Source organism: Intrasporangium sp. (genome assembly GCF_040414665.1).
In the GTDB taxonomy this organism is placed as follows: domain Bacteria; phylum Actinomycetota; class Actinomycetes; order Actinomycetales; family Dermatophilaceae; genus Intrasporangium.
In genome coordinates, this window is record NZ_JBEDUL010000144.1 from 34524 (window position 1) to 59792 (window position 25269).

General features: G+C 70.6%; 25 protein-coding genes. 9 read left to right on the forward strand and 16 right to left on the reverse strand.

The annotated features are described in order from the left end of the window. Position 1: 1 nt before the first annotated feature. The 12 genes from ABF401_RS15195 to fbaA all read right to left on the reverse strand — a co-directional run bounded on the left by ABF401_RS15195 (position 2) and on the right by fbaA (position 10033). Positions 2–223: a heavy-metal-associated domain-containing protein gene (locus ABF401_RS15195; protein ID WP_353510411.1), complete on the reverse strand. Its 222-nt coding sequence runs from the start codon at positions 221–223 to the stop codon at positions 2–4. An 85-nt stretch (positions 224–308) separates the two neighbouring features. Beyond that, positions 309–1178: a polyphosphate kinase 2 gene (gene ppk2 / locus ABF401_RS15200; RefSeq protein ID WP_353510412.1), complete on the reverse strand. Its 870-nt coding sequence runs from the start codon at positions 1176–1178 to the stop codon at positions 309–311. A gap of 63 nt (positions 1179–1241) precedes the next feature. Continuing rightward, the gene (ptsP, locus tag ABF401_RS15205; RefSeq protein ID WP_353510413.1) at positions 1242–2924 is read right to left on the reverse strand and encodes a phosphoenolpyruvate--protein phosphotransferase; all 1683 of its coding nucleotides are present in this window, start codon (positions 2922–2924) and stop codon (positions 1242–1244) included. A 5-nt stretch (positions 2925–2929) separates the two neighbouring features. Continuing rightward, a complete protein-coding gene (locus ABF401_RS15210; RefSeq protein WP_331929429.1) occupies positions 2930–3199 on the reverse strand; it encodes an HPr family phosphocarrier protein in 270 nt (89 codons plus the stop codon). Between the two features lie 43 nt (positions 3200–3242). Further along, positions 3243–5345: a PTS fructose transporter subunit IIABC gene (locus tag ABF401_RS15215; RefSeq protein ID WP_353510414.1), complete on the reverse strand. Its 2103-nt coding sequence runs from the start codon at positions 5343–5345 to the stop codon at positions 3243–3245. A gap of 19 nt (positions 5346–5364) precedes the next feature. Beyond that, entirely contained in the window at positions 5365–6312 is a 948-nt protein-coding gene (gene pfkB, locus ABF401_RS15220) for a 1-phosphofructokinase (protein ID WP_353510415.1), read from the reverse strand. Next, positions 6309–7070 carry a DeoR/GlpR family DNA-binding transcription regulator gene (locus ABF401_RS15225; RefSeq protein ID WP_353510416.1) on the reverse strand — a complete coding sequence of 254 codons (762 nt, stop codon included), beginning with the start codon at positions 7068–7070 and terminating at the stop codon, positions 6309–6311. The genes pfkB and ABF401_RS15225 overlap by 4 nt, the downstream gene beginning before the upstream one ends. A gap of 142 nt (positions 7071–7212) precedes the next feature. Further along, a complete protein-coding gene (locus ABF401_RS15230) occupies positions 7213–7623 on the reverse strand; it encodes a TIGR03618 family F420-dependent PPOX class oxidoreductase (protein WP_353510417.1) in 411 nt (136 codons plus the stop codon). A 33-nt stretch (positions 7624–7656) separates the two neighbouring features. Then, positions 7657–7950, reverse strand: a complete 294-nt coding sequence (locus tag ABF401_RS15235; RefSeq protein ID WP_353510418.1) for a HepT-like ribonuclease domain-containing protein — start codon at positions 7948–7950, stop codon at positions 7657–7659. Between the two features lie 35 nt (positions 7951–7985). Next, the gene (locus ABF401_RS15240; RefSeq protein WP_353510419.1) at positions 7986–8501 is read right to left on the reverse strand and encodes a helix-turn-helix domain-containing protein; all 516 of its coding nucleotides are present in this window, start codon (positions 8499–8501) and stop codon (positions 7986–7988) included. Positions 8502–8550: 49 nt separating this feature from the next. After that, positions 8551–8961: a DUF3151 domain-containing protein gene (locus tag ABF401_RS15245; protein WP_353510420.1), complete on the reverse strand. Its 411-nt coding sequence runs from the start codon at positions 8959–8961 to the stop codon at positions 8551–8553. A 43-nt stretch (positions 8962–9004) separates the two neighbouring features. Next, complete coding sequence (fbaA, locus tag ABF401_RS15250; RefSeq protein ID WP_353510421.1) at positions 9005–10033, reverse strand: class II fructose-bisphosphate aldolase; 1029 nt, start codon at positions 10031–10033, stop codon at positions 9005–9007. A gap of 226 nt (positions 10034–10259) precedes the next feature. Here fbaA and ABF401_RS15255 point away from each other — a divergent pair, with 226 nt between their 5' ends. Continuing rightward, a complete protein-coding gene (locus ABF401_RS15255) occupies positions 10260–11141 on the forward strand; it encodes a S1 family peptidase (protein WP_353510422.1) in 882 nt (293 codons plus the stop codon). A gap of 51 nt (positions 11142–11192) precedes the next feature. Here the strand turns inward: ABF401_RS15255 and ABF401_RS15260 are convergent, their stop codons facing one another. Further along, positions 11193–11999 (reverse strand): GNAT family N-acetyltransferase, encoded by an 807-nt coding sequence (locus tag ABF401_RS15260; RefSeq protein ID WP_353510423.1) that lies wholly within the window; start codon positions 11997–11999, stop codon positions 11193–11195. 34 nt (positions 12000–12033) lie between these two features. On the opposite strand from ABF401_RS15260, the gene ABF401_RS15265 reads away from it, so the two are divergent. Together ABF401_RS15265 and ABF401_RS15270 are read left to right on the forward strand one after the other, a co-directional pair. After that, on the forward strand, positions 12034–13440 hold the full coding sequence (locus ABF401_RS15265) for an NAD(P)/FAD-dependent oxidoreductase (protein WP_353510424.1): 1407 nt from the start codon (positions 12034–12036) through the stop codon (positions 13438–13440). A 237-nt stretch (positions 13441–13677) separates the two neighbouring features. Next, positions 13678–14634, forward strand: coding sequence for a hypothetical protein (locus tag ABF401_RS15270; RefSeq protein WP_353510425.1), 957 nt, complete (start codon positions 13678–13680; stop codon positions 14632–14634). 337 nt (positions 14635–14971) lie between these two features. On the opposite strand, the gene ABF401_RS15275 is transcribed toward ABF401_RS15270, so the two are convergent. Continuing rightward, positions 14972–16099, reverse strand: a complete 1128-nt coding sequence (locus ABF401_RS15275; protein ID WP_353510426.1) for a M24 family metallopeptidase — start codon at positions 16097–16099, stop codon at positions 14972–14974. Positions 16100–16219: 120 nt separating this feature from the next. Here ABF401_RS15275 and ABF401_RS15280 point away from each other — a divergent pair, with 120 nt between their 5' ends. Together ABF401_RS15280 and ABF401_RS15285 are read left to right on the forward strand one after the other, a co-directional pair. Continuing rightward, complete coding sequence (locus tag ABF401_RS15280; protein ID WP_353510427.1) at positions 16220–16675, forward strand: YbhB/YbcL family Raf kinase inhibitor-like protein; 456 nt, start codon at positions 16220–16222, stop codon at positions 16673–16675. A 114-nt stretch (positions 16676–16789) separates the two neighbouring features. Next, on the forward strand, positions 16790–20254 hold the full coding sequence (locus ABF401_RS15285; protein WP_353510428.1) for a TM0106 family RecB-like putative nuclease: 3465 nt from the start codon (positions 16790–16792) through the stop codon (positions 20252–20254). 55 nt (positions 20255–20309) lie between these two features. Here the strand turns inward: ABF401_RS15285 and ABF401_RS15290 are convergent, their stop codons facing one another. Continuing rightward, positions 20310–20519 (reverse strand): dodecin, encoded by a 210-nt coding sequence (locus ABF401_RS15290; RefSeq protein ID WP_353510429.1) that lies wholly within the window; start codon positions 20517–20519, stop codon positions 20310–20312. A 133-nt stretch (positions 20520–20652) separates the two neighbouring features. On the opposite strand from ABF401_RS15290, the gene ABF401_RS15295 reads away from it, so the two are divergent. The 4 genes from ABF401_RS15295 to ABF401_RS15310 all read left to right on the forward strand — a co-directional run bounded on the left by ABF401_RS15295 (position 20653) and on the right by ABF401_RS15310 (position 25000). Further along, positions 20653–22053 (forward strand): sensor histidine kinase, encoded by a 1401-nt coding sequence (locus ABF401_RS15295; protein ID WP_353510430.1) that lies wholly within the window; start codon positions 20653–20655, stop codon positions 22051–22053. Next, complete coding sequence (locus ABF401_RS15300; protein ID WP_353510431.1) at positions 22050–22724, forward strand: response regulator; 675 nt, start codon at positions 22050–22052, stop codon at positions 22722–22724. The genes ABF401_RS15295 and ABF401_RS15300 overlap by 4 nt, the downstream gene beginning before the upstream one ends. A gap of 117 nt (positions 22725–22841) precedes the next feature. Then, positions 22842–23756, forward strand: a complete 915-nt coding sequence (locus tag ABF401_RS15305; RefSeq protein ID WP_353510432.1) for an ABC transporter ATP-binding protein — start codon at positions 22842–22844, stop codon at positions 23754–23756. After that, on the forward strand, positions 23753–25000 hold the full coding sequence (locus tag ABF401_RS15310) for an ABC transporter permease (protein WP_353510433.1): 1248 nt from the start codon (positions 23753–23755) through the stop codon (positions 24998–25000). The genes ABF401_RS15305 and ABF401_RS15310 overlap by 4 nt, the downstream gene beginning before the upstream one ends. On the opposite strand, the gene ABF401_RS15315 is transcribed toward ABF401_RS15310, so the two are convergent. Next, a partial coding sequence (locus ABF401_RS15315) for a citrate/2-methylcitrate synthase (protein ID WP_353510434.1) occupies positions 24945–25269 on the reverse strand: 325 nt, incomplete at its 5' end. The genes ABF401_RS15310 and ABF401_RS15315 overlap by 56 nt on opposite strands.

Sequence of the window (25269 nt, forward strand, 5' to 3'; positions counted from 1 at the left end):
GTCAGGCCACCTTGGTGGCCAGGACCGGGTAGCCGAGACCGGTCACGACCTCCGCGAGCTCGGTGGCCGACACCGTGTCCTCATCGAAGGTGACCTTGACCTTGTTGGAGTTGAACAGGACCGACACATCTTCGACGCCGGGGGTGCGCCCGAGGGCGCCCTCGATCTTCTTGACGCAGCTGGGGCAGGTGAACGGCTCGGTGGTGAGGCGGGCGGTGCGCATGGTGACTCCTCCTGAGGATGAGGCCCGGTCCTTCCGGGCCCACCCTCAGTTCACGTCAGATGCGTGTCGAGCACCTTGACGCAGATCAAGCGGAGGGGTCCGCCACCAGCGTGGAGGCCCAGTCGGGGACGTACTTCGAGACCGCGATGGGCGGACGCTGGTAGCCCGTGCTCGGCAGGCGCTTGGGGAGCTGGACCTTGGGGTGGTCGTCGAGCTTGCCGTCGTACGGGAGGGACGAGAGCAGGTGATGGATCATGTTGAGCCGGGCCTGCTTCTTCGAGTCGGAGGCCACGTGGTGCCACGGCGCCAAGGGCGTGTCGGTGTGCACCATCATCTCGTCCTTGGCGCGGGAGAAGTCCTCCCACCTGGTGATCGACTCGAGGTCGATGGGTGAGAGCTTCCACTGACGGAGCGGGTCGTGCAGGCGCTTGCGGAACCGCTCGAGCTGGACCTCGTCCGACACCGAGAACCAGTACTTCCGCAGGTGGATGCCGTCGTCGATGAGCATGTGCTCGAAGATCGGGCACTGGCGCAGGAAGCGCTGGTGCTGCTCGGGGGTGCAGAAGCCCATGACCTTCTCGACGCCGGCGCGGTTGTACCAGGAGCGATCGAACAGGACCATCTCGCCGGCAGCCGGCAGGTGCTCGATGTACCGCTGGAAGTACCACTGGGTCTTCTCCCGCTCGGTGGGCGCAGGCAGGGCGGCGATCCGGGCGGCGCGGGGTGACAGGTACTCGGTGATCCGCTTGATCGTGCCGCCCTTCCCCGCGGCATCGCGGCCCTCGAAGACGACGACGACCCGTGCGCCCGTCTCCTTGATCCACGTCTGGAGCTTGCCCAGCTCACCGTGGAGCCGGTAGAGCTCGGCCTCGTAGATCCGGTTGGGGATCTTGGTCGTCCGGAACCCGGTGGCTTCGGACACTTCATCGGGTGCGGCCGCGTCCTTGGGCGTCATGCATTGAGGCTAGTCCCGGCCCCCAGCCCAAGGACGGCCGAACGACGGGCTGGCCCGCCCGAGTCAGAGCAGGTCCGTGAGCTCGCGGTTCGCGTGCTCACGGACGTGCTCGAGAGCCGCGTGGGCCGTCCGGGCCTCCCGCGCCCCGGAGGCCAGCGTCCGGCAGTCGGCGACCGAGTGCGCGGACAGGGCGAACCGGACGACGGGGACCTTGCTCGGCGCCATGGAGAGACTGGAGGCACCGAGCCCCACGAGGACCAGGGCGAGCAGCGGGTCGCCCGCGGACTCCCCGCACACCCCGATCGGCCGACCGACCCGGTCGGCACCCTCGCAGGCGGCGGCGATGACATCGAGGACGGCCGGCTGCCATGGATCGAGCAGGTCGGACAGCGCCCCCTGCATCCGGTCCGCCGCCATGGTGTACTGCGCGAGGTCGTTCGTGCCGAGGCTGCCGAAGTCCACCTCCGCGAGCACGTCACGGGCACGCAGCGCGGCGCCGGGCACCTCGATCATGACACCCGCCATGGGCAGGCCATTCTCGCGGACGCGCCGGGCGAACCACGCCGCCTCTTCGGCGGTGGCCACCATGGGTGCCATGACTCGGACGTCGGCGCGGGTCTCACGTGCGGCGATGGCCAGGGCCTCGAGCTGCGCGTCGAGCAGCTCCGGACGCTCGGCCGTCAGGCGCAGACCGCGGCGACCGAGCGCAGGGTTCTCCTCAGGCCCGAGGTCGGCGAAGGCGAGGGGCTTGTCGGCACCGGCGTCGAGCGTTCGCACGACGACCCGGCGCTCTCCGAAGGGCGCGAAGACCTGGCGGTAGATGTCCGCCTGCTCGGTGACCGTGGGCGCCTTCGACGCAGAGAGGAAGACGAACTCGGTCCGGAACAAACCGACCCCTTGGAGGTCGAGGGCCCCGGCCGCAACCGCGTCCTCCACCCCGCCGATGTTGGCGAGCAGCGCGACCTGCTGGCCGTCGCGCGTCACCCCCGGGCCCGAGTGGGTCGCGAGCGCCTCCTTGCGTCGCTCGCCCCTGACCCGCTGGGCCTCGACGAGCGCAGGGTCCGGGTTGATCGTCACCTCGCCCGCGTCGCCGTCGAGCGCCACGTGGACTCCGGCCGGGAGGTCCGTCGCGCCCGGCAGCTGGACCACGGCCGGGATCCCCATCTGGGCGGCAAGGATCGCCGTGTGGCTCGTCCGGCCGCCGGCCTCGGTGATGAGGCCGACGACGAATGCCCGGTCGAGCGTTGCGGTCTCAGCCGGGGCGAGATCCTCGGCGACGACGACGCTCGGCACGCTGATGTGCGGGACGCCCGGCGCCGGGACTCCGAGGACCGCTGCGATGGCCCTGGACCCGACGTCGCGCAGGTCGGTCACTCGCTCGGCGAAGAGCCCGCCGAGCGCCTCGAACTGCGCGGCATACTCCTCGACGGCTCCGGCGATGGCGTGAGCCGGACCGCGACCCGCATGGATCAGCCTGGCCGCGGCCTTGGCCAGCCCCTTGTCGCGGGCGATGAGCGCCGTCGCCTTGAGGATCTGCTGGCCCGCGTCCTCGGCCGTGGCGGCCCTGGCCTCCAGTGACTGCGCGACCGTCTCGAAGGCCGCCTTCACATCGGCCAGGGCGGCCTCCGCGTCGAGGGGTGCCGGCTCGTCCGCGGGAGGCCGGACGGGTGGCGCAACCTGCACCACGGGTCCGTGAGCCGTTCCGGGGCTGACGCCGATGCCGTGCCTGGTCTCGGGCGCAGACATGTCGGCTACTCCGCGTCGAGGTCGCGGGACAGCAGCGCGACCAGGGAGTCGAGGGCTGCGTCGGCGCCGTCGCCGTCGGCGGTGAGGACGACTTCCTCGCCGAACGTGGCGCCCAAGGCCATGACGCCGAGGATGCTGGTGGCGTCGACCGGGTCCTCTCCAGGGCGGGCGATCTCGACGTCGAGGCCGGTGTTGCTGGCCGCCTCGACGAAGAGGGCCGCGGGACGGGCGTGCAGGCCGACAGACGAGGCGATGGTGACGGTGCGCATGGCCATGGAAGTGCTCCTTGTGTTCGGGGCGGGAAAGGTCGGGAGTGGGTCAGACGGTCGCGCTTGCATCGACGGCCTCGAGGTTGCGGTCGCGGGACTTGAGCATCACGACGATCGCGGTCATGACGAGGACTCCTGCGGCCAGGGCGACGAGGAAGAGCAGGAAGTTGCCGATGAGGGGCACCACCCAGATGCCGCCGTGCGGCGCGCGCAGCGTCGCTCCGAACAACATGACGAGAGCGCCGGTGACGGCGGAGCCCACGACCGAGCTGGCGATGATGCGGACCGGGTCGGCGGCGGCGAACGGGATCGCCCCTTCGGAGATGAACGAGAAGCCGAGCAACCAGGCCGCCTTGCCGTTCTCGCGCTCCGGCTCCGAGAAGAGGTTCGGGCGGACGGTGGTGGCGAGGGCCATAGCGAGCGGGGCCACCATGCCAGCGGCCATCACGGCGGCCATGATCTTCAGCTGCGGCGCGTCGGTCACCGTCCCGGCAGCGGCCAGACCACCGGTGGCGAAGGCGTAGGCGACCTTGTTCACCGGGCCGCCGAGGTCGAAGCCCATCATCGCGCCGAGGATGAGGCCCAGGATGATCGCGCTCGCCCCGGACATTCCGGTGAGCCAGCTGTTGAGCCCGTCCGTGAGCGCCTTGATCGGCCGACCCAGGACGGTGATGAACAGCCCCACCGTGATGAATGCGGACACGAGCGGGATGACGACGACCGGCATGACGCCGCGCACGCCCTTGGCGACGTTCCAGCCGGACACCCACCGGGCGACGAGCCCACCGACCAGGCCCGTCACCAGACCACCGAGGAAGCCGGCGCCCATCGTGGCCGCCACCGACCCGCCGACGATGCCCGGGACGAGACCCGGACGATCGGCGATCGCGAAGGCGATGAACCCGGACAGGATCGGCACGAGGAAGCCGAATGACGCGCCCCCGATGACGAAGAGGAGCGCGGCCCAGGACGTGAGGCTGAGCGGGTTGAAGTTCTGCGTGATGTTGTACTGGCCCTCGGCCGTCAGCCCGTACTTGACGATCTCGATCGCGCCCTGCTGGCCGAGCGCGACCTGGGCGAGCATGAACGACAGGGCGATGAGGATGCCGCCCGCGGCGACGAACGGGATCATGTAGGAGACGCCCGTCATCAGCCACTGGCGGACCTTGGTCGCAGTGCCCGCGCCCTCCTCGACCTTCGAGGTGAGACCGCTGGATGGGCCGGCAGCGGCTGCAGCGTGCGCCTCTGCCTTGCTCGGGTCGGCCTCCCACTCGGCCACCAGCTGCTCCGCCCGCGCGACCAGCGCCGGGCCGTCGGAGATGCCCTTCTTGACGCCGACGTCGACGGTTGGCTTGCCCGCGAAGCGGCCAATGTCCTTGACGGGCAGGTCGTGGGCGAAGATGACGGCGTCGGCCGCTGCGATGTCCGCGGCGGGGATCGGCTTCGAGCCGGCCGAGCCCTGGGTCTCCACGATCATGGTGTGCCCGGCCGCCTTGGCGGCGTTCTCGAGGCCCTCAGCGGCCATGTAGGTGTGGGCGATTCCCGTCGGGCACGACGTGACACCGATGAGACGCAGGCTGCGTCGGGTGGCCGTGGCCGTGGCGGTGGCCGTCGAGACGGCGGCAGGAGCAGACGGTTCCGTATGCCGCTCACCCGGCTCAGCGGCATACTCCTGCTTTGCGGGTGGTTGAGTGGCACGCGGCGCGTCGAGCTGGACCTCGTCGCTGACGATGCGCACGACCTCTTCCTCGGTCGTTGCTGCGGCCAGCGCCGCCTTGAAGTCCTTCTTCATCAGCGCTCGGGCGAGCTTCGGCAGCATCTGCATGTGGGCCTCGCCGCCGCCTTCCGGCGCGGCGATGAGGAAGACGAGGGTGGCCGGGCCGTCCTTGGCGCCCCAGTCGATCCCGTCGGTGGCGCGGCCGAACACGAGGGACGGCTCCGTGATCGCCGCGCTGCGGGCGTGGGGGATGCCGATGCCGCCGGGCAGGCCGGTCGCCATCGTCTCCTCGCGCTTGCGAACGTCGGCCAGGAAGGTGTTGAGGTCGGTGCAGCGCCCCGTGGCGACGAGACGCTCTGCGAGGGTCCTGGTCGCCGCGTGGCGGTCGGCACCGGTGAGGTCGAGGACGACCTGCTCTGCGGTGATGAGGGACATGGTGGTTCCTTTCGGCACTTCAGTGAGCCAGGGATCGGGTCAGGTCGGGGGTGTGGCTGAGCTCCACGGGGATGTCCAGAAGGTCCGCAGGGGCCGGCACGCGGCTCCCGGGCAGGGTGACGGCCGCTGCGCCCCAGAGGACTCCCATGGACAGGGCCTCCGCGGTGGTGCGGCCGCTCGACAGGCCGTGGAGCAGACCGGCGAGCATGCAGTCGCCGGCGCCCACGGTGGACAGCGGGGCCTGGATCGTGGCCCGGGCATGGATGACCTCGGCATCCGTCACAAGGAGCGCGCCGTCCGCACCGAGACTGACCGCGACGACCTCGATTCCGGCCGCAATGAGGTCCTTGGCCGCCCGGTGGACGTCGTCGAGGGTCGGCAGCGAGTGCCCGACGAGCTCGGCGAGCTCCTCGTGGTTCGGCTTGATGAGGTGCGGCCGTGCCGCCACCGCGGCAGCCATGGGCGCGCCAGAGGAGTCGACTGCCACGCGCCCGCCACGCGCGCGGACTCCGTCCACGAGCGCGGCATAGAGGTCCCCCGGGGCTCCGGGGGAGAGGCTGCCGCAGCCGACGACCCAGTCGGCGCCGGCCGAGCGCTCGAGCGTCGCGGCCAGCAGGGAGTCGACCTCGGCCGTGGTGAGGTCCGGGCCGGGCTCGTTGAGCTTCGTCGTGGTGCCGTCCGCCTCGAGGACGCTGATGTTCATCCGGACCGTGCCCGCGACGGGGACGCCCACGTGGTCGACACCGGCCTGGTCGAGCAGTTCCTCGAGCAGGTGTCCCTCCGGCCCGCCGATGGGCAGGACCGCGGTGGTGGCGGCTCCCTGGGCGGCGAGTGCGCGCGAGACGTTGACGCCCTTGCCCCCCGGGTCGACGCGGCTTCCCGCGGCACGGTGCACCTCGCCGCGGCTGAGGGCATCGACGAAGACCGCTCGGTCGATGCTCGGGTTGGGGGTCAGAGTCGTGATCATGCTGTCACCACGTCCGGGCCGGCCGCGCGGATCTCGGCGGTCACGTCGTCGTCGAGGTCGGCGTCGGTGATGAGGATGTCGATGTCGGCGAGCTCCGCGAACCGGTGCAGGTGTGCGTCGCCGGCCTTGCTCGAGTCGGACAGGACGATCACCGTGCGGGCCGAGGCCACCATGGCCCGCTTGACGAGCGCCTCGGACTGGTCTGGGGTCGTCAGGCCACGGGAGACCGAGAACCCGTTCGTGCCGATGAACGCGACGTCGACGACGACGTCCGTGAGGGCTCGGACCGCCCAGTCCCCGACGGCAGCACCGGTCTGACCTCTCACTCGTCCCCCGAGGACGTACAGCGACACGCCCGGGTGGGTCGTGAGCACAGATGCGGTCGAGAGGCTGTTCGTCAGGACGGTGAGGTCCAGGTCCGGCGGGAGCAGCTCGGCCACCGCTCCGGTCGTCGTCCCCGAGTCGAGGATGACGCTGCCGCCCGAAGGCAGCTGGTCTAGTGCACGAGCGGCGATGCGGCGCTTGACGTCCGTGAGACGACCGGACCGCGTGGCGAGCGACGGCTCGACCTCGAGGCGCTCGACGGGGATCGCGCCTCCGTGCACCCGGCGCAGCGAACCGCGCCGCTCGAGGGCCGTCAGGTCCCGGCGGATCGTCTCGGTCGCGACACCAAGGCTGTCCGCCAGGGCCGTCACCTCCACCCGGCCCGCGCGTCGCGCCTCGGCGATGATCCGCTGCTGCCGCTCTGCTGCGTACATCGGACTCCTTGGTCCTCGTGCGGCGCTGACGACGCCGTCCTTCCGTCAAGGAGAACACACATACAGGCAGAAGTAAAGAGAAACGGTCACCCGTTTCTGTGGGATTGTGGGCGTGGCGGAGGGAGGGTCGGGCCGGAAGAGTTCAGCGAACGTTCTTCAGGCGACCCCAGGCGTGCCACCGGTCGATCTCGATCCAGGCACTGACGCGCTGGCGGTTGCGGACCCCGTACGGCTGACCCGTGTAGTGCCGGGCGATCCGATCGATGTCGACGAGGTCGTCGTCATCGACCCACTCGACGACGCGGCCCTGGACGCTGACGTGGGTGACCCAGTCCTGCGGATCCATCGCGCTGAGGCTGACCCGCGGGTCGTGGCGCAGGTACTCGATCCGCTTGCGGCCACCATCCATGTTGACGAGGATCCGGCCGTTCTCATAGAGGTACCAGGTCGGCACCGAGACGGGTTGCCCGTCTGGCCGCAGCGAGCTGATCGTCGCGTGGTTCGGCTGGGCCAGCAGCTCCTCGACAGGGGCGGGCAGCGGCGGCTTGGGCATGACAGGTTCCTCTCGCTGGACGACGCTCCGACCCTAAGCCCGAGCGCGTTTCGAGAGTCGCTCCACCGCGTCGCGCAGCGGCCGGAGCTCGCTCTCGACGGTCTCGCGGAGAAGGTCTCGGGACAGGTCGAAGTAGTGATGCGTCAGCTTGTCACGCAGCTTTGCGATCTCCGACCATTGAATGTTGGGCTCTGTATTCAGCAGAGCCCCGTCAATCGACTTCACCGCTTCACCGATCTCGATGAGACGAACCCGCACGGCATCGAAGACGAGGTCGTCCTCCATCGGCCCTCGCGTCAGATGTGCGTCGATGGCAGTGAGCGCCATCACGATGTCATTCAGACGATCACGGTCGTAACGGCTCACAGCGGAACCAGCTCGCTCTCGATCGTCTCTCGCACACGCTGTTTCAGGTCTCGTGCAGGGATCAGGTCGACCCGTGAGCCGAGGACGCCCTCCAGCTCCGCCTCGATGCTTCCAAGCGACAAGAGACCAACACCGCCCGGCAGGTCAACCAGGAGGTCGAGGTCGCTGTCAACGCGGTCGTCCCCTCGGGCCACGCTGCCGAACACACGCGGATCGCCCACCCGATGCCGCTCCAGGATCTCGAGCAGCGCTTCTCTGTTGGCGTCGACCTTCCGGCCGACCGGGCCGGGGAATCGACGCTTGCGTGGCCTGCGGACTGAGATGTCCAGCTCCATGCCGGCGGCCGAGACGAGTTTGCGCAGCATGGCCAGCGAAGGCTCTCGAGCGCCGGACTCATAGGCACTCACGACGCTCTGAGCGACGCCGGCACGCTCGCCGAGCACCGCTTGAGACAGCCCCGCCCGTGCGCGGGCAGCACGCACCAGATCAGCGGCATTGGACGGTGTCGCCATCTGTGCAGTATAGCGAATTGTCTATGGCGTCCCACCAAACACGAACCGGCTACAGACCGAGCTCGCGGGCTCCTTCGGCCGATGAGTCCCGGAGGAACTGCGCGCACCGGGTCTCCTCGTCGGACTCGCCGATCGCGCGGGCCGCCCGGGACAGCACGGCGAGCGAGCGGAGGAAGCCCCGGTTCGGCTCGTGCGACCACGGGACCGGCCCCTGCCCACGCCAGCCCGACTTGCGCAGGTGGTCGAGAGCCCGGTGGTACCCGGTCCGCGCGTACGCATAGGCCTCGACGTCCCGGCCGCCGGCAGCGAGGGCCTGCTCGGCGAGCGTCGCCCACGCGGCCGACGACGTCGGAATGGCCGCCGCCACAGCGGCGGGGTCCTCCCCCGCCGCAAGCCGCGCCGTCGCAGGGTCCTCGGGCAACCGCGTCTCGGGAACTCCCAACAGGTTGTCCGAGCTCACGAGATCTCCCAGCTCAGCGGCATACGGCCAAAACGCTTGTCACTCATGCGTGCTGGCCCGCGGAACGGAGCGCCTCACACGCATCGACGACGCGGGCGGCCATGCCGGCCTCGGCCTCCTTGCCCCACGCGCGGGGGTCGTACTGCTTCTTGTTGCCGACGTCGCCGTCGACCTTGAGGACACCGGCGTAGTTGGACAGCATCCAGTTGGCGACGGGACGGGTGTAGGCGTACTGGGTGTCGGTGTCGACGTTCATCTTGATGACGCCGTAGTCCACGGCCGCGGAGATCTCCTCGGGCAGCGAGCCGGAGCCGCCGTGGAAGACCAGGTCGAAGGGGCGGGCGTCGGCGGACAGCCCGAGCTCCTTGGCGGCGGCCTCCTGCGCCTGCTTGAGGATCTCGGGGCGCAGCTTGACGTTGCCCGGCTTGTAGACGCCGTGGACGTTGCCGAAGGTCAGGGCCGTCAGGTAGCGGCCGTTCTCGCCGGCGCCGAGCGCCTTGATCGTCGCGATGGCGTCCTCGGGAGTGGAGTACAGCTTCTCGTCGATGGCGCCCACGACACCGTCCTCCTCGCCGCCGACGACGCCGACCTCGATCTCGAGGACGACGTTGGCGGCCTTGGCGAGGGCCAGCAGCTCACGGGCGATCTCGAGGTTCTCGTCGCGCGGCACCGCCGAGCCGTCCCACATGTGGCTCTGGAACCACGGGGTGCCACCGGCCTTGACCCGCTCGGTCGACGCGGCGAGCAGTGGGCGCACGAAGCCGTCGAGCTTGTCCTTGGGGCAGTGGTCGGTGTGGAGGGCGATGTTGACGGGGTAGTTCTTCGCCACCTGCTCTGCATAGGCCGCGAAGGCGAGCGAGCCGCTGACCATGTTCTTCACGCTGGGGCCGGAGAGGTACTCCGCACCGCCTGTGGAGACCTGGATGATGCCGTCCGACCCGGCGTCGGCGAAGCCCTTGAGGGCGGCGTTGAGGGTCTGGGAGGACGACACGTTGATGGCGGGGTACGCGAAGGACCCGGCCTTCGCGCGGTCGAGCATGTCGGCGTACACCTCAGGGGTGGCGATGGGCATTGCTTCTCCTGCGCATGAGGGTTGAGGGGGCACCTTGGGCGGCCCGTCCTTTGATCCTGCCACGTATGCCGCTGGGCTGGGATGGGTGCTCACCTGACGTCGGCGCGGGGTCCCTGGGGTGGCTGCCCAGTTTCGGGATGCGGCCGGCCGCGACCGGGGTCACAGTGGTAAAGGAGGCCGCGGTCCCGCCCCGCTGCAGCACTGAATGACCACTCGAGGAGGACCCGTGAGCACTGGATCGAACCAGCCCCAGCGTCCCGCACGACGAGCGGGCCGGCTGCTCGCCATCGCGCTCGGCGCCGCCGGCGCCCTGGCCCTGTCGGTTCCTGCCGCGGCTCCGGCCGCGACCGCCGGCCCGACCGCGGACCGGCTCACCGCCCTGAGCAACGCGGTCGACAGGTCAGGCGTCGATGGCATCAGCTGGCAGGTCGACTCTGCCGCGAGGCGCGTCGTCGTGACCACCGACAGCACGGTGTCGCCGGGCGACGTCGCCACCATCAAACGCGCGGCCGGCGCCGACGCCGGTGCGATCAGGTTCGAGCGCACGCCCGGGGTGCTGCGTCCCCTCGTCTCGGCCGGCGACGCGATCTACGGCACGAGGTATCGGTGCTCACTGGGCTTCAACGTCGTCAAGGGCGGCACCTACTACTTCCTCACCGCCGGCCACTGCGGGAAGAGCGAGAAGAACTGGTACACCAGCTCCAGCCGGACGACCCTCATCGGCCCGACGACGGGATACAGCTTCCCCGGGAACGACTACGCACTCGTGCGCTACAGCAACCTGTCGCTGTCGCACCCCGGCGGGTACTCCGTCGGCGACGCGTTCGTCGGCGAGCGTGTGACCCGTGACGGCTCGACGACAGGCGTCCACTCCGGGACGGTCACCGGGCTCAACGCCACGGTCCGCTACCAGGGCGGTGGCACGGTCTCGGGGCTGATCAAGACCAACGTCTGCGCCGAGCCCGGCGACTCGGGTGGCCCGCTCTATGACGGCACGAAGGCCCTGGGGCTCACGTCCGGCGGCAGCGGCGACTGCAGGACGGGAGGGACGACGTTCTTCCAGCCGGTCCGCGAGGCCGCGAACGCGTACGGGGTGAGCGTCTACTGATGGGTCCAGGGGTGGTGGGCTCGGGCTCCACCGGGTCGACGGCGGGCGTCCTCACGGCGTGAGGACGTAGGGGGTCGTCGTGGCGACCCGGTGGAGGCCGAGGCGGCGCAGGATCGGCTCGGAGTCCGGGGATGCGTCAACCCGGACGTAGTCCTTGCCCCGGGCGAGGCCGAGGCGGGCCCGATGCAGCAGCGTGGCCCGGTAGAGGCCCCGCCCACGCCAGTCGGGGTCGGTCGACCCGCCCCAGAGCCCGGTGAAGGGACTCGCGTCGTACTCCGAGCGCGCGGAGCACAGCACCGGCCCGTCGCGGGACTCCTCGATGACGACGACGTCGATCGACCCGGGCTCGGCCTCCCAGCGCTCGTAGAGGGTGCCGCTGATCCAGGCGGGGTCGTCACCCCAGACCCGCCGGTAGAGGTCGCGGATGCGGTCGAAGTCGTCCTTGCGGTCCACTGCCCGGATGACGAGGCGGTCGGGGAGGCTGAGGTCCTGCTCGGCGAGCGGGAGGGCCTCGCCGAGGATGAGCGCCTCGTCGTCCTCCTTGACGAAGCCGGCGGCGATGAGGCGAGCGCCAAGGTCCCGCGGCTCGTCGTAGTCGTAGGTCTTCCACTCGAGCTCCTGGCCGCGGGCTCGAAAGAAGTCGCGCTGTCGCGCGATGAGTGAGCCGTATGCCGCTGGGTCGGCTCCCAGCCCGACGGGGCAGTCCACGGTGGCGTGCTTGGTGGGGTCGATGCCGTACTCGCGCCGGATCGGGCCGTCCCACTCGACGCGGTAGCCCTCCATGGGCGGGGGCAACACGAGACGGCAGGTCTCGTGGAAGACGCGCAGCAGTTCGCTCTGGATCGAAGTGCCCTTCACAGCGACACCCAACCATGGTCGAATCCGGTGCACCATGGCTTTCTCCCCTGCCCCCGCCACCAGCCTCGCCGATGCCCGGCCGGACGTCTTCTGGACGGATCGCCCCGAGCTTCGCCCGACACCCCGCTCCGCACTGACGGGCCATGCCGGCCGCGCCGACCTCGTCGTCGTCGGTGGCGGCTTCACCGGCCTCTGGGCCGCGATCCAGGCGAAGGAGGACGACCCGTCGCGCGACGTGGTGCTGCTCGAGGCCGGTCGGCTGGGGGTGGGCGCGAGTGGTCGGAACGGCGGCTTCGTTTCCCCTTCGCTCACGCACGGGCTGGCGCAGGGTGTCGCACAGTGGCCGGACGAGATCGCGACCCTCGAGCGCTTGGCCGCCGAGAGCTTCGCCGGCTGGCAGGCGACGCTGGTGGAGCACCGCATCGATGCCGACTTCCACCTTCCGGGCGAACTGACCCTCGCCTTGTCCGAGCACCAGGTGAGTGCGGTCCGGGAGGCCTACGACCTCCATCGCGAGCACGGCAAGGCGGTCGAGCTGCTCGATGCTGCGGGCGCTCGCTCCCGGGTCGACTCGCCGCTCTACCGGGCCGGGTTCCTCGACCCCGAGGTCGGGCTGGTCGACCCTGCCCGTCTCGTGTGGGGACTGGCTGAGGCCGCGGAGGGGCTCGGCGTGCGGCTGCACGAGGACACGCGGGTCACCGGCTTCGACGTCGACGGTGCCGGTGTCCGGGTGTCCACCGAGTGGGGCAGCCTGCGGGCCGGCCGGGTCGTCGTGGGGACCGGCGCTGCGCCAGGGGTGCTTCGCCGGTTCCGAGCCTGGGTGCTGCCCGTCTACGACCACGTGCTCATGACCGAGCCGCTCAGCCCCGCACAGCTCGGGTCGGTCGGCTGGGAGGGCCGCGAGGGACTCACCGATGCGGGTAACCAGTTCCACTACTACCGAAGGACGCTCGACGACCGCGTGCTGTTCGGCGGGTATGACGCGAACTACCACTTCCCCGGCCGCATCGACCCGGCGCTGGAGCAGGAGCAGGGGTCGCACCGGCTGCTGGCCCGGCACTTCTTCGAGATCTTCCCGCAGCTCGAGGGCGTGCGCTTCACCCATCGGTGGGCCGGGGTGATCGACACGACATCACGGTTCACGCCGGTGTTCGGGACCGCGCTGGGTGGTCGGCTCGCCTACGCGATCGGCTACACGGGGCTCGGTGTCGGCTCCACGCGGTTCGGGGCTCGAGTGGCGCTCGACCTGGTCGACGGTCGTGAAACCGAGGCCACCCGGCTGCGCATGGTCCGGGAGAAGCCGATTCCCTTCCCGCCGGAGCCGATTCGCTATGCGGCCGTGCGTGCGACCCGGGCGGCACTCGCCGCGGAGGACCGCACCGGGCGACGCGGCCTGTGGCTCAAGGCACTCGACCGGCTCGGCGTCGGGTTCGACTCCTGAGCTCGGTCTCCCCCTTCCCGTCGAGTGTGCACTTCGCGCCGGTCCCCTTCCCGTCGAGTGTGCACTTCGCGCCGGTTCCCTATCCGTCGAGTGTGCACTTCGCGCCGGCCCCCTCCGGCGCGTCCTCGAGGAAAACCGGTCACGACGAGGCCGGACAGGGCACCATGAGGTTTCAGGTCTCCACATCATGCTGGAGCCGGCCGTGGGTCATGGCGCGCGCCAGGGAGGGATCGCCTGATGAAGCTGGAGTTGCCGGCGAGACTCGCCGCTCTGACCCTCGGGGGTGCCATCCTGCTCACCGCGTGTGGCGGGGGCGGCGGGGTGAACCTGCCGACCCTGAGCCCGACCCGAACGGCCACCGCGTCGCCGACCGCCGCACTGCCCACCCTGACCGAGCCGACGGTGACAGGCCCGACAGTGACGACCCCGACCCGGACGGTGCCCACGAGGACCGAGTCAGAGACCGCCAAGCCCACGTCGCCGCCACCGACGACCACCACTCCGCCGGCGGTCACACCCACAGGTCCGACAGAGACCTCGAGTCCGGCAGAGCCGACCGCCACGCCCACCGAACCGACTCCCACACCGACCGAGAAGACGAGCCCGGCGTCGTCGGCACCCACAACATCGGAAACGACCGCCCTCACCCAACCCTCCGTCCCGAGCACGACGGTCGCCGCAGAAAGCACGGCCGCCGAGTCCCAAGGGGTTCCGGCGTGGGTCTGGTGGCTGCTGGCGGCGATCGTCATCGCCCTCGCCATCGCCGTTCCCGTGCTGATCCGCCGGCGCCGGATGGAACAGTGGCTGGCTGACTTTGCCAAGGCGAGAGCCGAAGTCGCTTGGCTCGCACATGAGCTCATACCTCGTCTCCGCCAGACCGGCTCGAGCCAGCTGGTGGCCGGAGGGCTCGAGGTGTCGTCCGCCAGGATCGCTGCAGCCGAGGACCAGCTCACGACCCTCATCGCGTCGGCTCCCGATGACGTGACCCTTGACCGGTCACGCATCCTGCGCGACGCGCTGCGCGATGCGCGCACGCGCCTTGGTGAGGTGGCCTCGTCGGGCAGCGACGAGACCCTGGCGAGTGCACTCGACGAGATCGCCGGCGAGCTCGAGGCCGCGCTCGCCACGACCGGCCCCGTTGGCACAACCGGAGACGCCGGACCAACGCCGGGCAGCACGGACCAAGCGCCGTGAGGCGCTCACGACGCCCGTCGAGGCTGCGGTTCCCGCCGGCCCGGGTGCTCCGACAACTGCACCACGGTTGAGTATTCGGCGCTCCAGACGGACAGATTGCGCCAACACCTGCGCCGCCGGTCAGTTGCCGGAGGTGATCGCCGGGCACCCCTATGTCGTATGCCGCTGGCCTCGCTCCCAGCCCGAGCTCGCGCGCGCTCGTGCCGCGCACGTCGTCGAGTGTGCAGTTCGGGTCAGTCGCGGCGCGGCGCGAACTGCACACTCGACGGTGCGGGGGCGGCGCGAACTGCACACTCGACGGTCCGGGGGCGGCGCGACCTGCACACTCGACGGGGAGTCAGAGGACGACCAGGTCCCTCGGGCGGCGGTTGAGGCGCTCGGCGCCGGTGTCGGTCACGACGACGATGTCCTCGATGCGGGCTCCCCACCGGCCCGGAAAGACGATGCACGGCTCGATGCTGAAGGTCATCCCGGGCTCGATCGGCAGGTCGTTGCCCTCGACGATGTAGGGCTCCTCGTGCACATCGAGTCCGATGCCGTGCCCGGTGCGGTGGATGAAGTGCTCACCCAGCCCCGCCTCGACGAGCACCTGGCGAGCGGCGCGGTCAATGTCCTGGCAGGTCGCCCCGGGGCGCACCGCCCCGAGAGCGGCCTGCTGGGAGGCGAGCAAGGCGGCGTACGCGGAGGGCACGTCGGGCTGGGAAGCCGGCCCAGCGGCATACGTCCTCGTGCTGTCCGAGCAGTACCCCGAGGGAAGCGGGCCACCGATGTCCACCACCACGACGTCTCCGCGCTCGATGACCCGGTCCGATACGGCATGGTGCGGGCTCGACCCGTTGGGACCCGAGCCGACGATGACGAAATCCGCTGCGGCATGGCCCTCCTCGACAATCGCGGCGGCGATGTCACCGGCGACCTGACGCTCGGTCCGGCCAGGACGGAGCCACTCGCCCACCCGCGCGTGGACCCGATCGATGGCTGCCCCGGCGGCCCTCAGCTCGGCGATCTCGGCCGGCGTCTTGCGCATCCGGAGCTCGCGGACAATCGGCCACGCCGGGAGCTGGTCGACAGCTCCGGCGTCGCGCAGCTGGAACAGGTGAAGGGCCGTGGTGGTGTCAGAGAATGCGAGTGGTCCGGGCGGCAGGCCGGCCAGGGCGAGTACATGGGCGTTCTCGCCGTCGACCCAGGGACGGACCTCGATACCCAGGTCTCCGAAGTGGATGTGGCCGAGGCCGGCGTACTCGAGCCTCGGTATGACGAAGTGGGGTGGCAGCGCTGGATCCGCCGGCACGACAAGGGCGGTGAGGCGCTCGTAGGACGCGCCACCGATCCCGACGAGGTAACGCAGGTCTGAGCCTGGCGAGACGACGACGGCCGACACCCCCGCGGCCTGGGTGAGGGCCCTCAGCCGGCGCAGCCGGTCGCGTGCCGTCGGGACGTCGATCGTCGAGGAGATCACACCCATGCTCACGACCTTAGGTGGGAGGCTGGACCGGTGGTCGGCCGGAGGCGGATGCTGGTGGTCGTGGCGCTGGCCGCGATCGCGACCGGTTGCGGCGCGCCCCCAGGCGACCAGGAGGTTCCCGTGACCGTGCCGACGTCGATCACCGTGACGAGCAGCGTGTTTGCCGAAGGCGAGACGATCCCGCGCGAGTACACGTGCGATGGCGGTGGCCGGGTCCCGCCGCTCGCGTGGAGCGACGTGCCGGACGACGCCGGCGCGCTGGCCCTCGTCGTCGACGACCCCGACGCTCCGAGCGGCACGTTCACCCACTGGGTGGTGCTCGACCTGCCCGCCGACATGCGGGAGCTGACGGATGGGCGACTGCCGGCCGGGACCAAGCAGGCAGTGAACTCGGGTGGTCGCACGGGCTGGTACCCGCCGTGCCCGCCGAACGGGACGCATCGGTACCGCTTCACCGTGCATGCCCTCTCGCGGGCGACGGGCATCCCCGACGGCGCGCCGCTCGAGCGGGCGCTGGCGGCCATCCGTGGGTTCGCTGTTGCCTCGGGCACCCTCGAGGGCAGGTACTCCCGCTGACGCTGCCCCTGCTGCGCGGGCTCGGTCCGGGCTGTGCCCCGAGCCTCGACTGGAGCGTCGGTACCCGGTGCTATCAATGGCTCAGGACAAGATGGGTCGATCGGGAGGGTTGCCGTGTTCCTGCTGGGCGAGCGGGTGGTGTGGTCGGCGTCCGACCTCGCTGCATCAACGGAGTGCGAATACCGCGTCGCACGGCGACTCGACGTGAAGCTCGGGCGGATCCAGCCCGTGGCCGAGCCTGACGACCCGCTGCAGGAGCGCATCGCCACCCTCGGTGACGAGCACGAGCAGCGCCTGCTGCGTCGCTATGTGGCCGAGGGCGCGGTGGCGCAGGTCGATCGGCTCACCGGCGCCCACACCGAGGAGCGGCTGCGGGACCTGCACGGGTTGAGCATCGGCAGGTTCTCGGAGGGCGGTGTCGTCTACCAGCCGGGCTTCTTCGACGGGGAGTTCTTCGGATACGCCGACTTCGTCGAGCCCTCTGTCCTGGGCTGGGTCGTCGCTGATGCCAAGCTCGCACGGAGTGCCAAGCCGAAGGCGATGCTGCAGGTCGCGTCCTACGCCGACCAGCTGGCCCGGACGGGACTGCCGGTCGCGCCCCACGGCGCGCTCCTGCTCGGGGACGGACGGCGTGAGGCGGTGCCGCTGCATGACGTGCTCCCGGTCTTCCGGGCACAGCGGGAGCGGCTGCGCGACATCATCGCCGAACGCGTCGCGACCGACCGCCCGCTCGACTGGGGCGACGACTCGCACACCATCTGCGGCTACTGCCCGGAGTGCCTGGACGCCATCGCCCAGTATGATGATCTGCTCCTCGTGGCAGGACTGCGTCGGGACCAGCGGCGCAAGCTGCGCGAGGCCGGGATCCGGTCGATGCACGAGCTCGCTGCCGCCCCAGATTGTCCGGCCGACCTCAGCGCGTCGACCTTTGCGACCCTGCGCACGCAGGCCGTCGCACAGGTCGGCCAGCTCGAGTCCGGCAGCGTCGGCTTCGCGAAGGTGGCGCGGTCCGTCGGGGAGCCGCCGGTCACGCTGCCCGCGCCGTCCCCGGGGGACATCTTCTTCGACTTCGAGGGCGACCCCCTCTACAGCGAGGACGACCCAGCCGTCGCCGGGCTCGAGTACCTCTGGGGTCTCCGTCTCGCGGATGGCCTTGAGGGCCGAGGCGAGTTCGTGCCGCTCTGGGCCCACGACTACGTCCAGGAGCGAGCGGCGTTCGCGGAGTTCATGCGCATCGTGGCCGAGCGGCGCGCGAAGTGGCCCGACCTGCACATCTACCACTACGCGCCCTATGAGACGACCGCGCTCAAACGGCTGGCCGGCCGCTACGGGATGCGCGAGGCGGAGCTCGACGACCTGCTGCGCAGCAAGGTCTTCGTCGACCTCTACTCCGTGGTGCGGCGCGCGGTCGTCGTCTCCCAGCCGTCGTACTCCATCAAGAAGCTCGAGCCGCTGTACATGGGCGACGACCTGCGCGAGGGCGACGTGCAGAAGGGTGACGTCTCGATCGCGGAGTACCACCTCTTCCGGCTTGATCGCGAGCTGGGTGATGAGGAGTCGGCGGCCACCCGACTCAAGGAGCTGCAGGAGTACAACGCCTACGACTGCCTGTCGACGCAGCGGCTGCGCGACTGGCTGCTCGATGCCGCCGAGGTGCCGCTGGGAGCAGCCGTCGGGCCGGAGGACGACGGCGTCGAGCAGCCCGACTCCCCGATTGCGATGGATAGGGCCCGCCTGACCGGCGAGCTCTCCGCACGAGCCGAGGCCACCCCGGGCTCGGCTTCCGCCCACGCCTGGCGGCTGCTCTCCGCTGCAGTCGGCTACCACCGGCGCGAGGACCTGCCCTTCTGGTGGGACCACTTCAGCCGGCTCAACCGGGACCTCACCGAGTGGGGCGAGGACCGCGACGTGTTCGTCGTGGAGCACGCTGAGGTGATCAGCGGCTGGGCGACGACGGGGCGCCAGACGAACCCGCGACGGAGGTTCCGGCTCACGGGCACGTGGGGCCCGGGCAGCTCGTCGGCCCCGACGTGCTACGCCGCCTACGCCCTCCCGACGCCGCCGGGAATGCAGGAGCACGACCAGTACGCGTGGCAGACCAGGGAGCTCAGGATCACCCTGCCGGATCCAGACAACCCCGAGGTCCTCGAGGTTGAGGAGACCTGCCGGCCGAGCGAGGACTGCGACGACCTTCCCGTCGCGCTGACTCCGACGTCGGTCCCGACGAGGACGGTCGAGCAGGCGCTCCACCGCTACGCAGACTCGGCGCTGGCAGGCGAGGACGACCCGGTGGACGGCGCGTGGGACCTGCTCACCTGCCACCCGCCCCGCCTCGTGGGTGGGCACGCGCTCCCGCCGCTTCCGGCCGGTGGGGACGCCGTCGCGGTCGTCACACGCGCTGCACTGTGCCTCGACCGCTCCTACCTCGCCATCCAGGGACCGCCGGGGAGCGGCAAGTCCTGGACCGCCGCGCAGGTCATCCGCGACCTGGTCGACCAGCACGACTGGCGCATTGCGGTCGTCGCGCAGTCCCACGCCGTCGTCGAGCACCTCCTCGACGGCATCGTCGACCATGGCCTCGACCCGCGGCTCGTGGGCAAGAGCAAGCGGAAGTCGCATCGCCGGCCCTGGGTCGAGGTCCGCGACACCGGGCCGGACCGCGCCCGATGGGTGGCCGGCCATCGGGCCGAGGGACGCGGCTGCGTCCTCGGCGGCACGGCGTGGACCTTCTCGGCGGAGACCCTCGCGGACGCCTTCGACCTCGTCGTGGTCGACGAGGCGGGCCAGTTCTCGCTCGCCAACACCATCGCCGTGAGCACGGCAGGACGCAATCTGCTCCTGCTCGGCGACCCACAGCAGCTCCCCCAGGTCTCTCAAGGTCAGCACCCGGAGCCGGTCAACGAGTCGGCGCTCGGCTGGCTCATGGGCCAGCACCAGACCCTGCCCGAGGAGTTCGGCTACTTCCTGGCCACCTCGCACCGCATGTGCGACGAGGTATGCGCCCCGGTCTCCAACCTCTCGTATGAGGGCCGCCTCGCCTCGAGTGCGCCGCCACGCGCCCTTGCCGGCGTCGACCCCGGCATCGCCTGCATCGAGGTGACCCACGGTGGCAACCGGACCTCCTCCCTCGAGGAAGCCGGGGTGGTCGCCGACCAGGTCGACTCACTCATCGGGACGCCATGGACCGAGGACGATGTCACCCGCCCACTGGGGGAGCGCGATGTCCTCGTCGTCGCGCCGTACAACGCCCAGGTCGCCCTCATCCGCCAGACCCTCGCGGCTCGCGGCAGGTCGGAGGTCCGCGTCGGAACGGTCGACAAGTTCCAGGGCCAGCAGGCCCCGGTCACCATCGTGTCGCTGGCTGCCTCCTCGCCGAAGGAGGCGGCCCGTGGCATGGGCTTCCTGCTCAACCGCAACCGGCTCAACGTCGCGATCTCCAGGGCGAAGTGGCGTGCCGTGGTGGTCTACTCGCCGCAGATCACGCACTACCTCCCGCACACGGTGCCCGGCCTGCTCGAGCTTGGTGGATTCCTCGCGCTCATCGACCGCGCCGCGGGGGCGGGTGTCGGGTCGCGGTGAGCACCTCCACCCCTGACCCGCTGGCTCGGTGCCACCGGGCCCGACGGGATCCGGCTCAGTCCTCGATGCGGAAGCCCACCTTGACCGTCACCTGGTAGTGCGCGATCGCGCCGTCCTCGAGATGCCCTCGAATCCCCGCGACCTCGAACCAGTCCAAGCCGCGCATCGTCTTGTTCGCCCGCGCGATGGCGCCGGCGATCGCGTCGTCCAGTGACGTCTCGGAGGTGCCGACGATCTCGCTGATGCCGTAGGTGTGTGCAGCCATGGTCCTGCCTCTCGGTCGGCGCCGACCTCGTCGTCGGCTCGAGGTCCCATCGTCGGCACGATGGGAAGCCCGGTCAATGCTCGCGGTTCAATGCTCGCGGTGAATGCTCGCGGTCGGTGGCTAGGGTGACGGCATGGGTGAGACCGCGCTTGGGCCGTCCCGCTGGCGCGCCGTCGTCAGCTGGGTGGAGACGTGGTTCGACGTCGACTCCGACTGGGTGCGGATCCCGGACGACCCCAAGCGAATCCAGCGGGTCGACCTCATCGTCGCGCTCGTCTTCACCCTCCTCGCCTCGCTGGCCGTCGAGCTGCTGCGCAGCCTGGACTCCATGGGCTCGCAACCAGTGTGGCTGTTCCACCTGCTGACCGCCGTTGGCACGCTGCCGCTGGCGCTCCGGCGCAAGTTCCCGCTCGTCGTCGCGGCGTACCTGTCGCTCCACATGCTCGTCGTCGGGCTCACCGTTCCCGCGGTGATGGCGTCCATGCCCATGCAGGTCGCCTACTTCTTCGCCATCTTCACCGGGGTCGCCTGGGCCCGCGACCGTCACGCCATGCTCCTGGTCTGCGGTGGCGTCCTGCTCGTCATGTCGGCCTGGCTCGTCTGGCAGCTGGCGGTGAGCAGCGGGCTCGAGTCGCTCCTGTCCCGCGACGGCAAACCCCTGCCGCGCCAAGGCCTGTTCTCGCCGGTGATGGCCTACGCCGTCTATGCGGTCGTCGTCAACATCTTCTTCTTTGGCGGTGCCGTGATCGGCGGCCAGGCGGCCTGGCGCGCCGCCCGCTCACGGGACCAGCTCGCGGAACAGGCAGCGACGATCGCGCGGCAGTCGGCGGAGCTCCAGCAGCAGGCCGTGGTGGCCGAGCGGCTGCGGATCGCCCGTGAGCTGCACGACGTCGTCGCGCACCACGTCTCGGTCATCGGCATCCAGGCCGCGGCTGCTCGCCGGGTGCTGACCCGCGACCCCGCCGCCGCTGAGAACGCGCTGCGGTCGATCGAGACCTCGTCGCGCGAAGGAATCACCCAGATGCGGGGCCTGCTCGGCGCCCTGCGCGACACGTCCGATGACGACTCGTGCACGAGTCGTGCCCCGGAGCCGCGGCTGGCCGACCTCGGTCAGCTCGTCGAGTCGGCCTCCACCGCCGGGCTGCGCGTCACCTACGACGTTGTCGAGGACGTGCCCGGATCGCTGGCAGAGGTACCGGGGCCCGTCGGCCTCTCGCTCTACCGCACCGCCCAGGAGGCCCTGGCCAACGTGCGACGGCACTCGACCGCGACGACGACCACAGTGGTCGTGCGTGTCGACCACCGCCCCGCGGCCGGCTTCGCCTCAGGGTTCGCCGAGGTCGAGGTCGTCGACAATGGCCGCCCTCGCACCGGCACGTCCGGCAGTGGCCTGGGCCTGCTGGGGATCCGCGAGCGTCTGGCCGCGCACGGCGGGGTGAGCGAGATCGGCCCGCGGGTCACCGGCGGCTACCGCGTCCGCGTGCGAATGCCGCTCTCCACCGGTGCGAGCGCGATGACGCGGATGCAGCGATGATCCGCGTCCTCCTCGCGGACGACCAGCAGCTCGTCCGCTCCGGCTTCGTCCTCATCCTCTCGACGGAGGAGGACATCGAGGTCGTCGGACAGGCCGGTGACGGGCGGGAGGCCGTCCGCCTCTCCGAGCACCTTGCCCCTGACGTCGTGCTCATGGACGTGCAGATGCCGGGGATGGACGGGATCGAGGCGACCCGCGAGATCGTCGGGGCGGACCTCGCCAGCGTGCTCATCCTCACCACTTTCGACCAGGACGACTACGTCTTCGCCGGCCTCGAGGCCGGGGCAAGCGGCTTCCTGCTGAAGAACTCCGACCCCGACCAGCTCGTCGACGCCGTGCGCACCGTGGCCGAGGGGAACGCCCTCCTCGCTCCCGAGGTGACGCGACGCGTCATCGAGCAACTGACGAGCGCCGTGCGCCCAGAGCGGGGCGGGCGCGCACCCGCGAGTGCCGACCGCCGGCTGGCGTTGCTCACGCCACGCGAGCTCGAGGTGCTCCACCTCGTCGGGCGAGGCAGGTCCAACGCGGAGATCGCTGACACCCTCTTCGTCGGGGAGGCGACGGTCAAGACGCACGTCTCCAACGTGCTGTCCAAGCTGCACCTGCGCGACCGTGTCCAAGCCGTCGTGGCGGCCTACGAAGCCGGCTTGATCAGACCGGGCTCCGCCTGACGCCGACGCCTCGGCCCGCCCCCACACGCCCATCGCCGCGCTCCCCCTGGAGGCGGAGCCCGGATCTCCCCCACGCGGCTGATCCGGACCGAGGCCGGTCGCCCTAGCGTTTCGGACATGAACCCGTTGCACGACAACCAGACCGGTGGCGACCTGGAGCTGCGACAGCTCACCCGGAGGTTCGGCGACCTGGTAGCCGTCGACGACGTCTCCTTCACCGTCCCCGGCGGCCTGCTCACCGGCTTCGTCGGTGGCAACGGCGCGGGCAAGACGACGACGATGCGGATGCTCATGGGAGTCCTGGCCCCGACGTCGGGCGAGGTCCTCTGGCGTGGCCGACCCGTCACGCAGCTCGACCGCCGCCGCTTCGGCTACATGCCGGAGGAGCGCGGCCTCTACCCCAAGCAGCCGGTCCTCGACCAGCTCGTCTACCTCGGCCGGCTGCGTGGTCTCTCGGGCAGCGCGGCCCGGGCGACGGTCCTCTCGCACCTCGAGCGGCTCGGGCTGGCCGAGCGGACCAAGGAGCACGTCGAGAAGCTCTCCCTGGGCAACCAGCAGCGAGTGCAGATCGTCGCCGCGCTCATGGGGGGCCCGCAGGCGCTCGTCCTCGACGAGCCGTTCAGCGGTCTCGACCCGGCGGCAGTCGACAGCATGGCCGACCTCCTGCGCGAGCACACGGCCCGGGGCGTCCCGGTCCTCTTCTCCTCCCACCAGCTTGACCTCGTCGAGCGCCTCTGCGAGCGACTCGTCGTCCTCGGACGCGGCAAAGTCCTCGCCACGGGCACCCCCGACGACCTGCGTTCCCAGTCCGTCCTGCGCCATCGGCTCGTCCTCGGCGGAGACGCCGGCTGGGTGCGCGACGTGCGCGGAGTGCAGGTCATCGACCTCGACGGGCCGTCAGCGCTGCTGGAGCTCATCGACCCCGCGGCCGCGCACGGACTCCTCGCCGAGGCCTTGACCCGGGGCGATGTCCACCAGTTCTCGCCGGAACGCCCGACCCTGGCCCAGATCTACCGTGAGGTGACCCAGTGAGCACGACCCAGATCGACCGACAGCCAGCCACGGCCGAGACCGGCAGCCCGACGACCACCCCTGCACCCGACGTCGGCGCCGGGGCTCCGTGGACCATCGTCGCGTCCCGCGAGATCATCGTGCGCCTGCGCGACCGGACGTTCATCATCTCGACGATCATCACGGTCGTCCTCATCGCCGCACTGTTCGGGCTCCAGGCCTACCTCGGCAACCGGGAGAGCGAGCACCCCGTCGCGGTGACCGGCACCACGGCCACCGACCTCGTGGAGGCGGCCCACCAGACCGCGCGGGCGTCGAGCGACACCCTCTCGATCACCGCCGTTCCCGTGCCCGATGCCGAGGCTGCAGAGGCCGCACTGCGTGACGGCACGGCCGAGTCGTGGCTCCACGAGCGGAACGGCTCGTGGGTCCTCACCAGCGCCGGCGAGACCGACCTCGCGGTCACCACGGCCGTCCAGGACGCAGTGCGCAGCGCCGTTCTCGACGCCCGGGCGGCGCAGGCCGGCACCACGGTGGAGCAGCTCACGGCCGGGAGCGAGGTCACCGTCGACCGGCTGGACGGCAAGCCGGACAACACCGGAGCCATCCAGGGCGCGACGTTCGCCTTCGCCCTGCTCTTCTACCTCGCCGCAATGGTATTCGGCCTGCAGATCGCCGGAAGTGTCGTGGAGGAGAAGCAGTCCCGCCTCGTCGAGATCATCGCGACCGCGATCCCGCTGCGGCACCTGCTGGCCGGGAAGGTCATCGGCAACTCGGTGCTCGCCTTCGGCCAGGTCGCGCTCTACAGCGCGGTGGGGCTCGTCGCCGTGTCGTTCACGGACATCTCGACGCTGCTGCCTGGCCTGACCTCGGCGGTGATCTGGTTCGTCGCGTTCTTCGTCGTCGGCTTCATCGCCCTCGCCTGTCTCTACGCCGTCGCCGGCGCGCTCGCGTCGCGGAATGAGGACCTGCAGTCCACGACGGCCCCGATGACGATGGTCCTCATGGCCATCTACTTCGCCAGCTTCGGGCTGTCGGGCACTGCGGCCACGGTGGCGTCGTACGTGCCCATCGCATCGGTCATCTCGATGCCGGCGCGGATCCTGGCCGGCGAGGCAGCGTGGTGGGAACCGGTTCTCGCCCTCGCCATCATGGCGGCCTTCGCATACGGAGTCATGCTCGTCGGCGCACGCATCTACCGCCGCTCGCTCATGCAGACCCGTGGCAAGCTCTCCTGGCGCGAGGGGTTGCGCGCCGGCGAGTGAGACCCCGCCCAGCGGCATACGACACCCATGCCGTAGGCCGCTGGGCTCGCTCGCGCTCTACGTGGCGGCCAAGGCTGGGTCCGGTGTAGCGGGCCGTCGGGCGGATGATCTTCGTGTCCTGGGCCTGCTCGAGGATGTTCGCCGTCCAGCCGACCATCCGGGCGACGCAGAAGGTGGGGGTGAACATGGCCGGCTCGAGCCCTGCCACCTTCATGACGACCCCGGCGTAGAACTCGACGTTGGCATGGAGCTCCCGGCCGGGCTTGAGC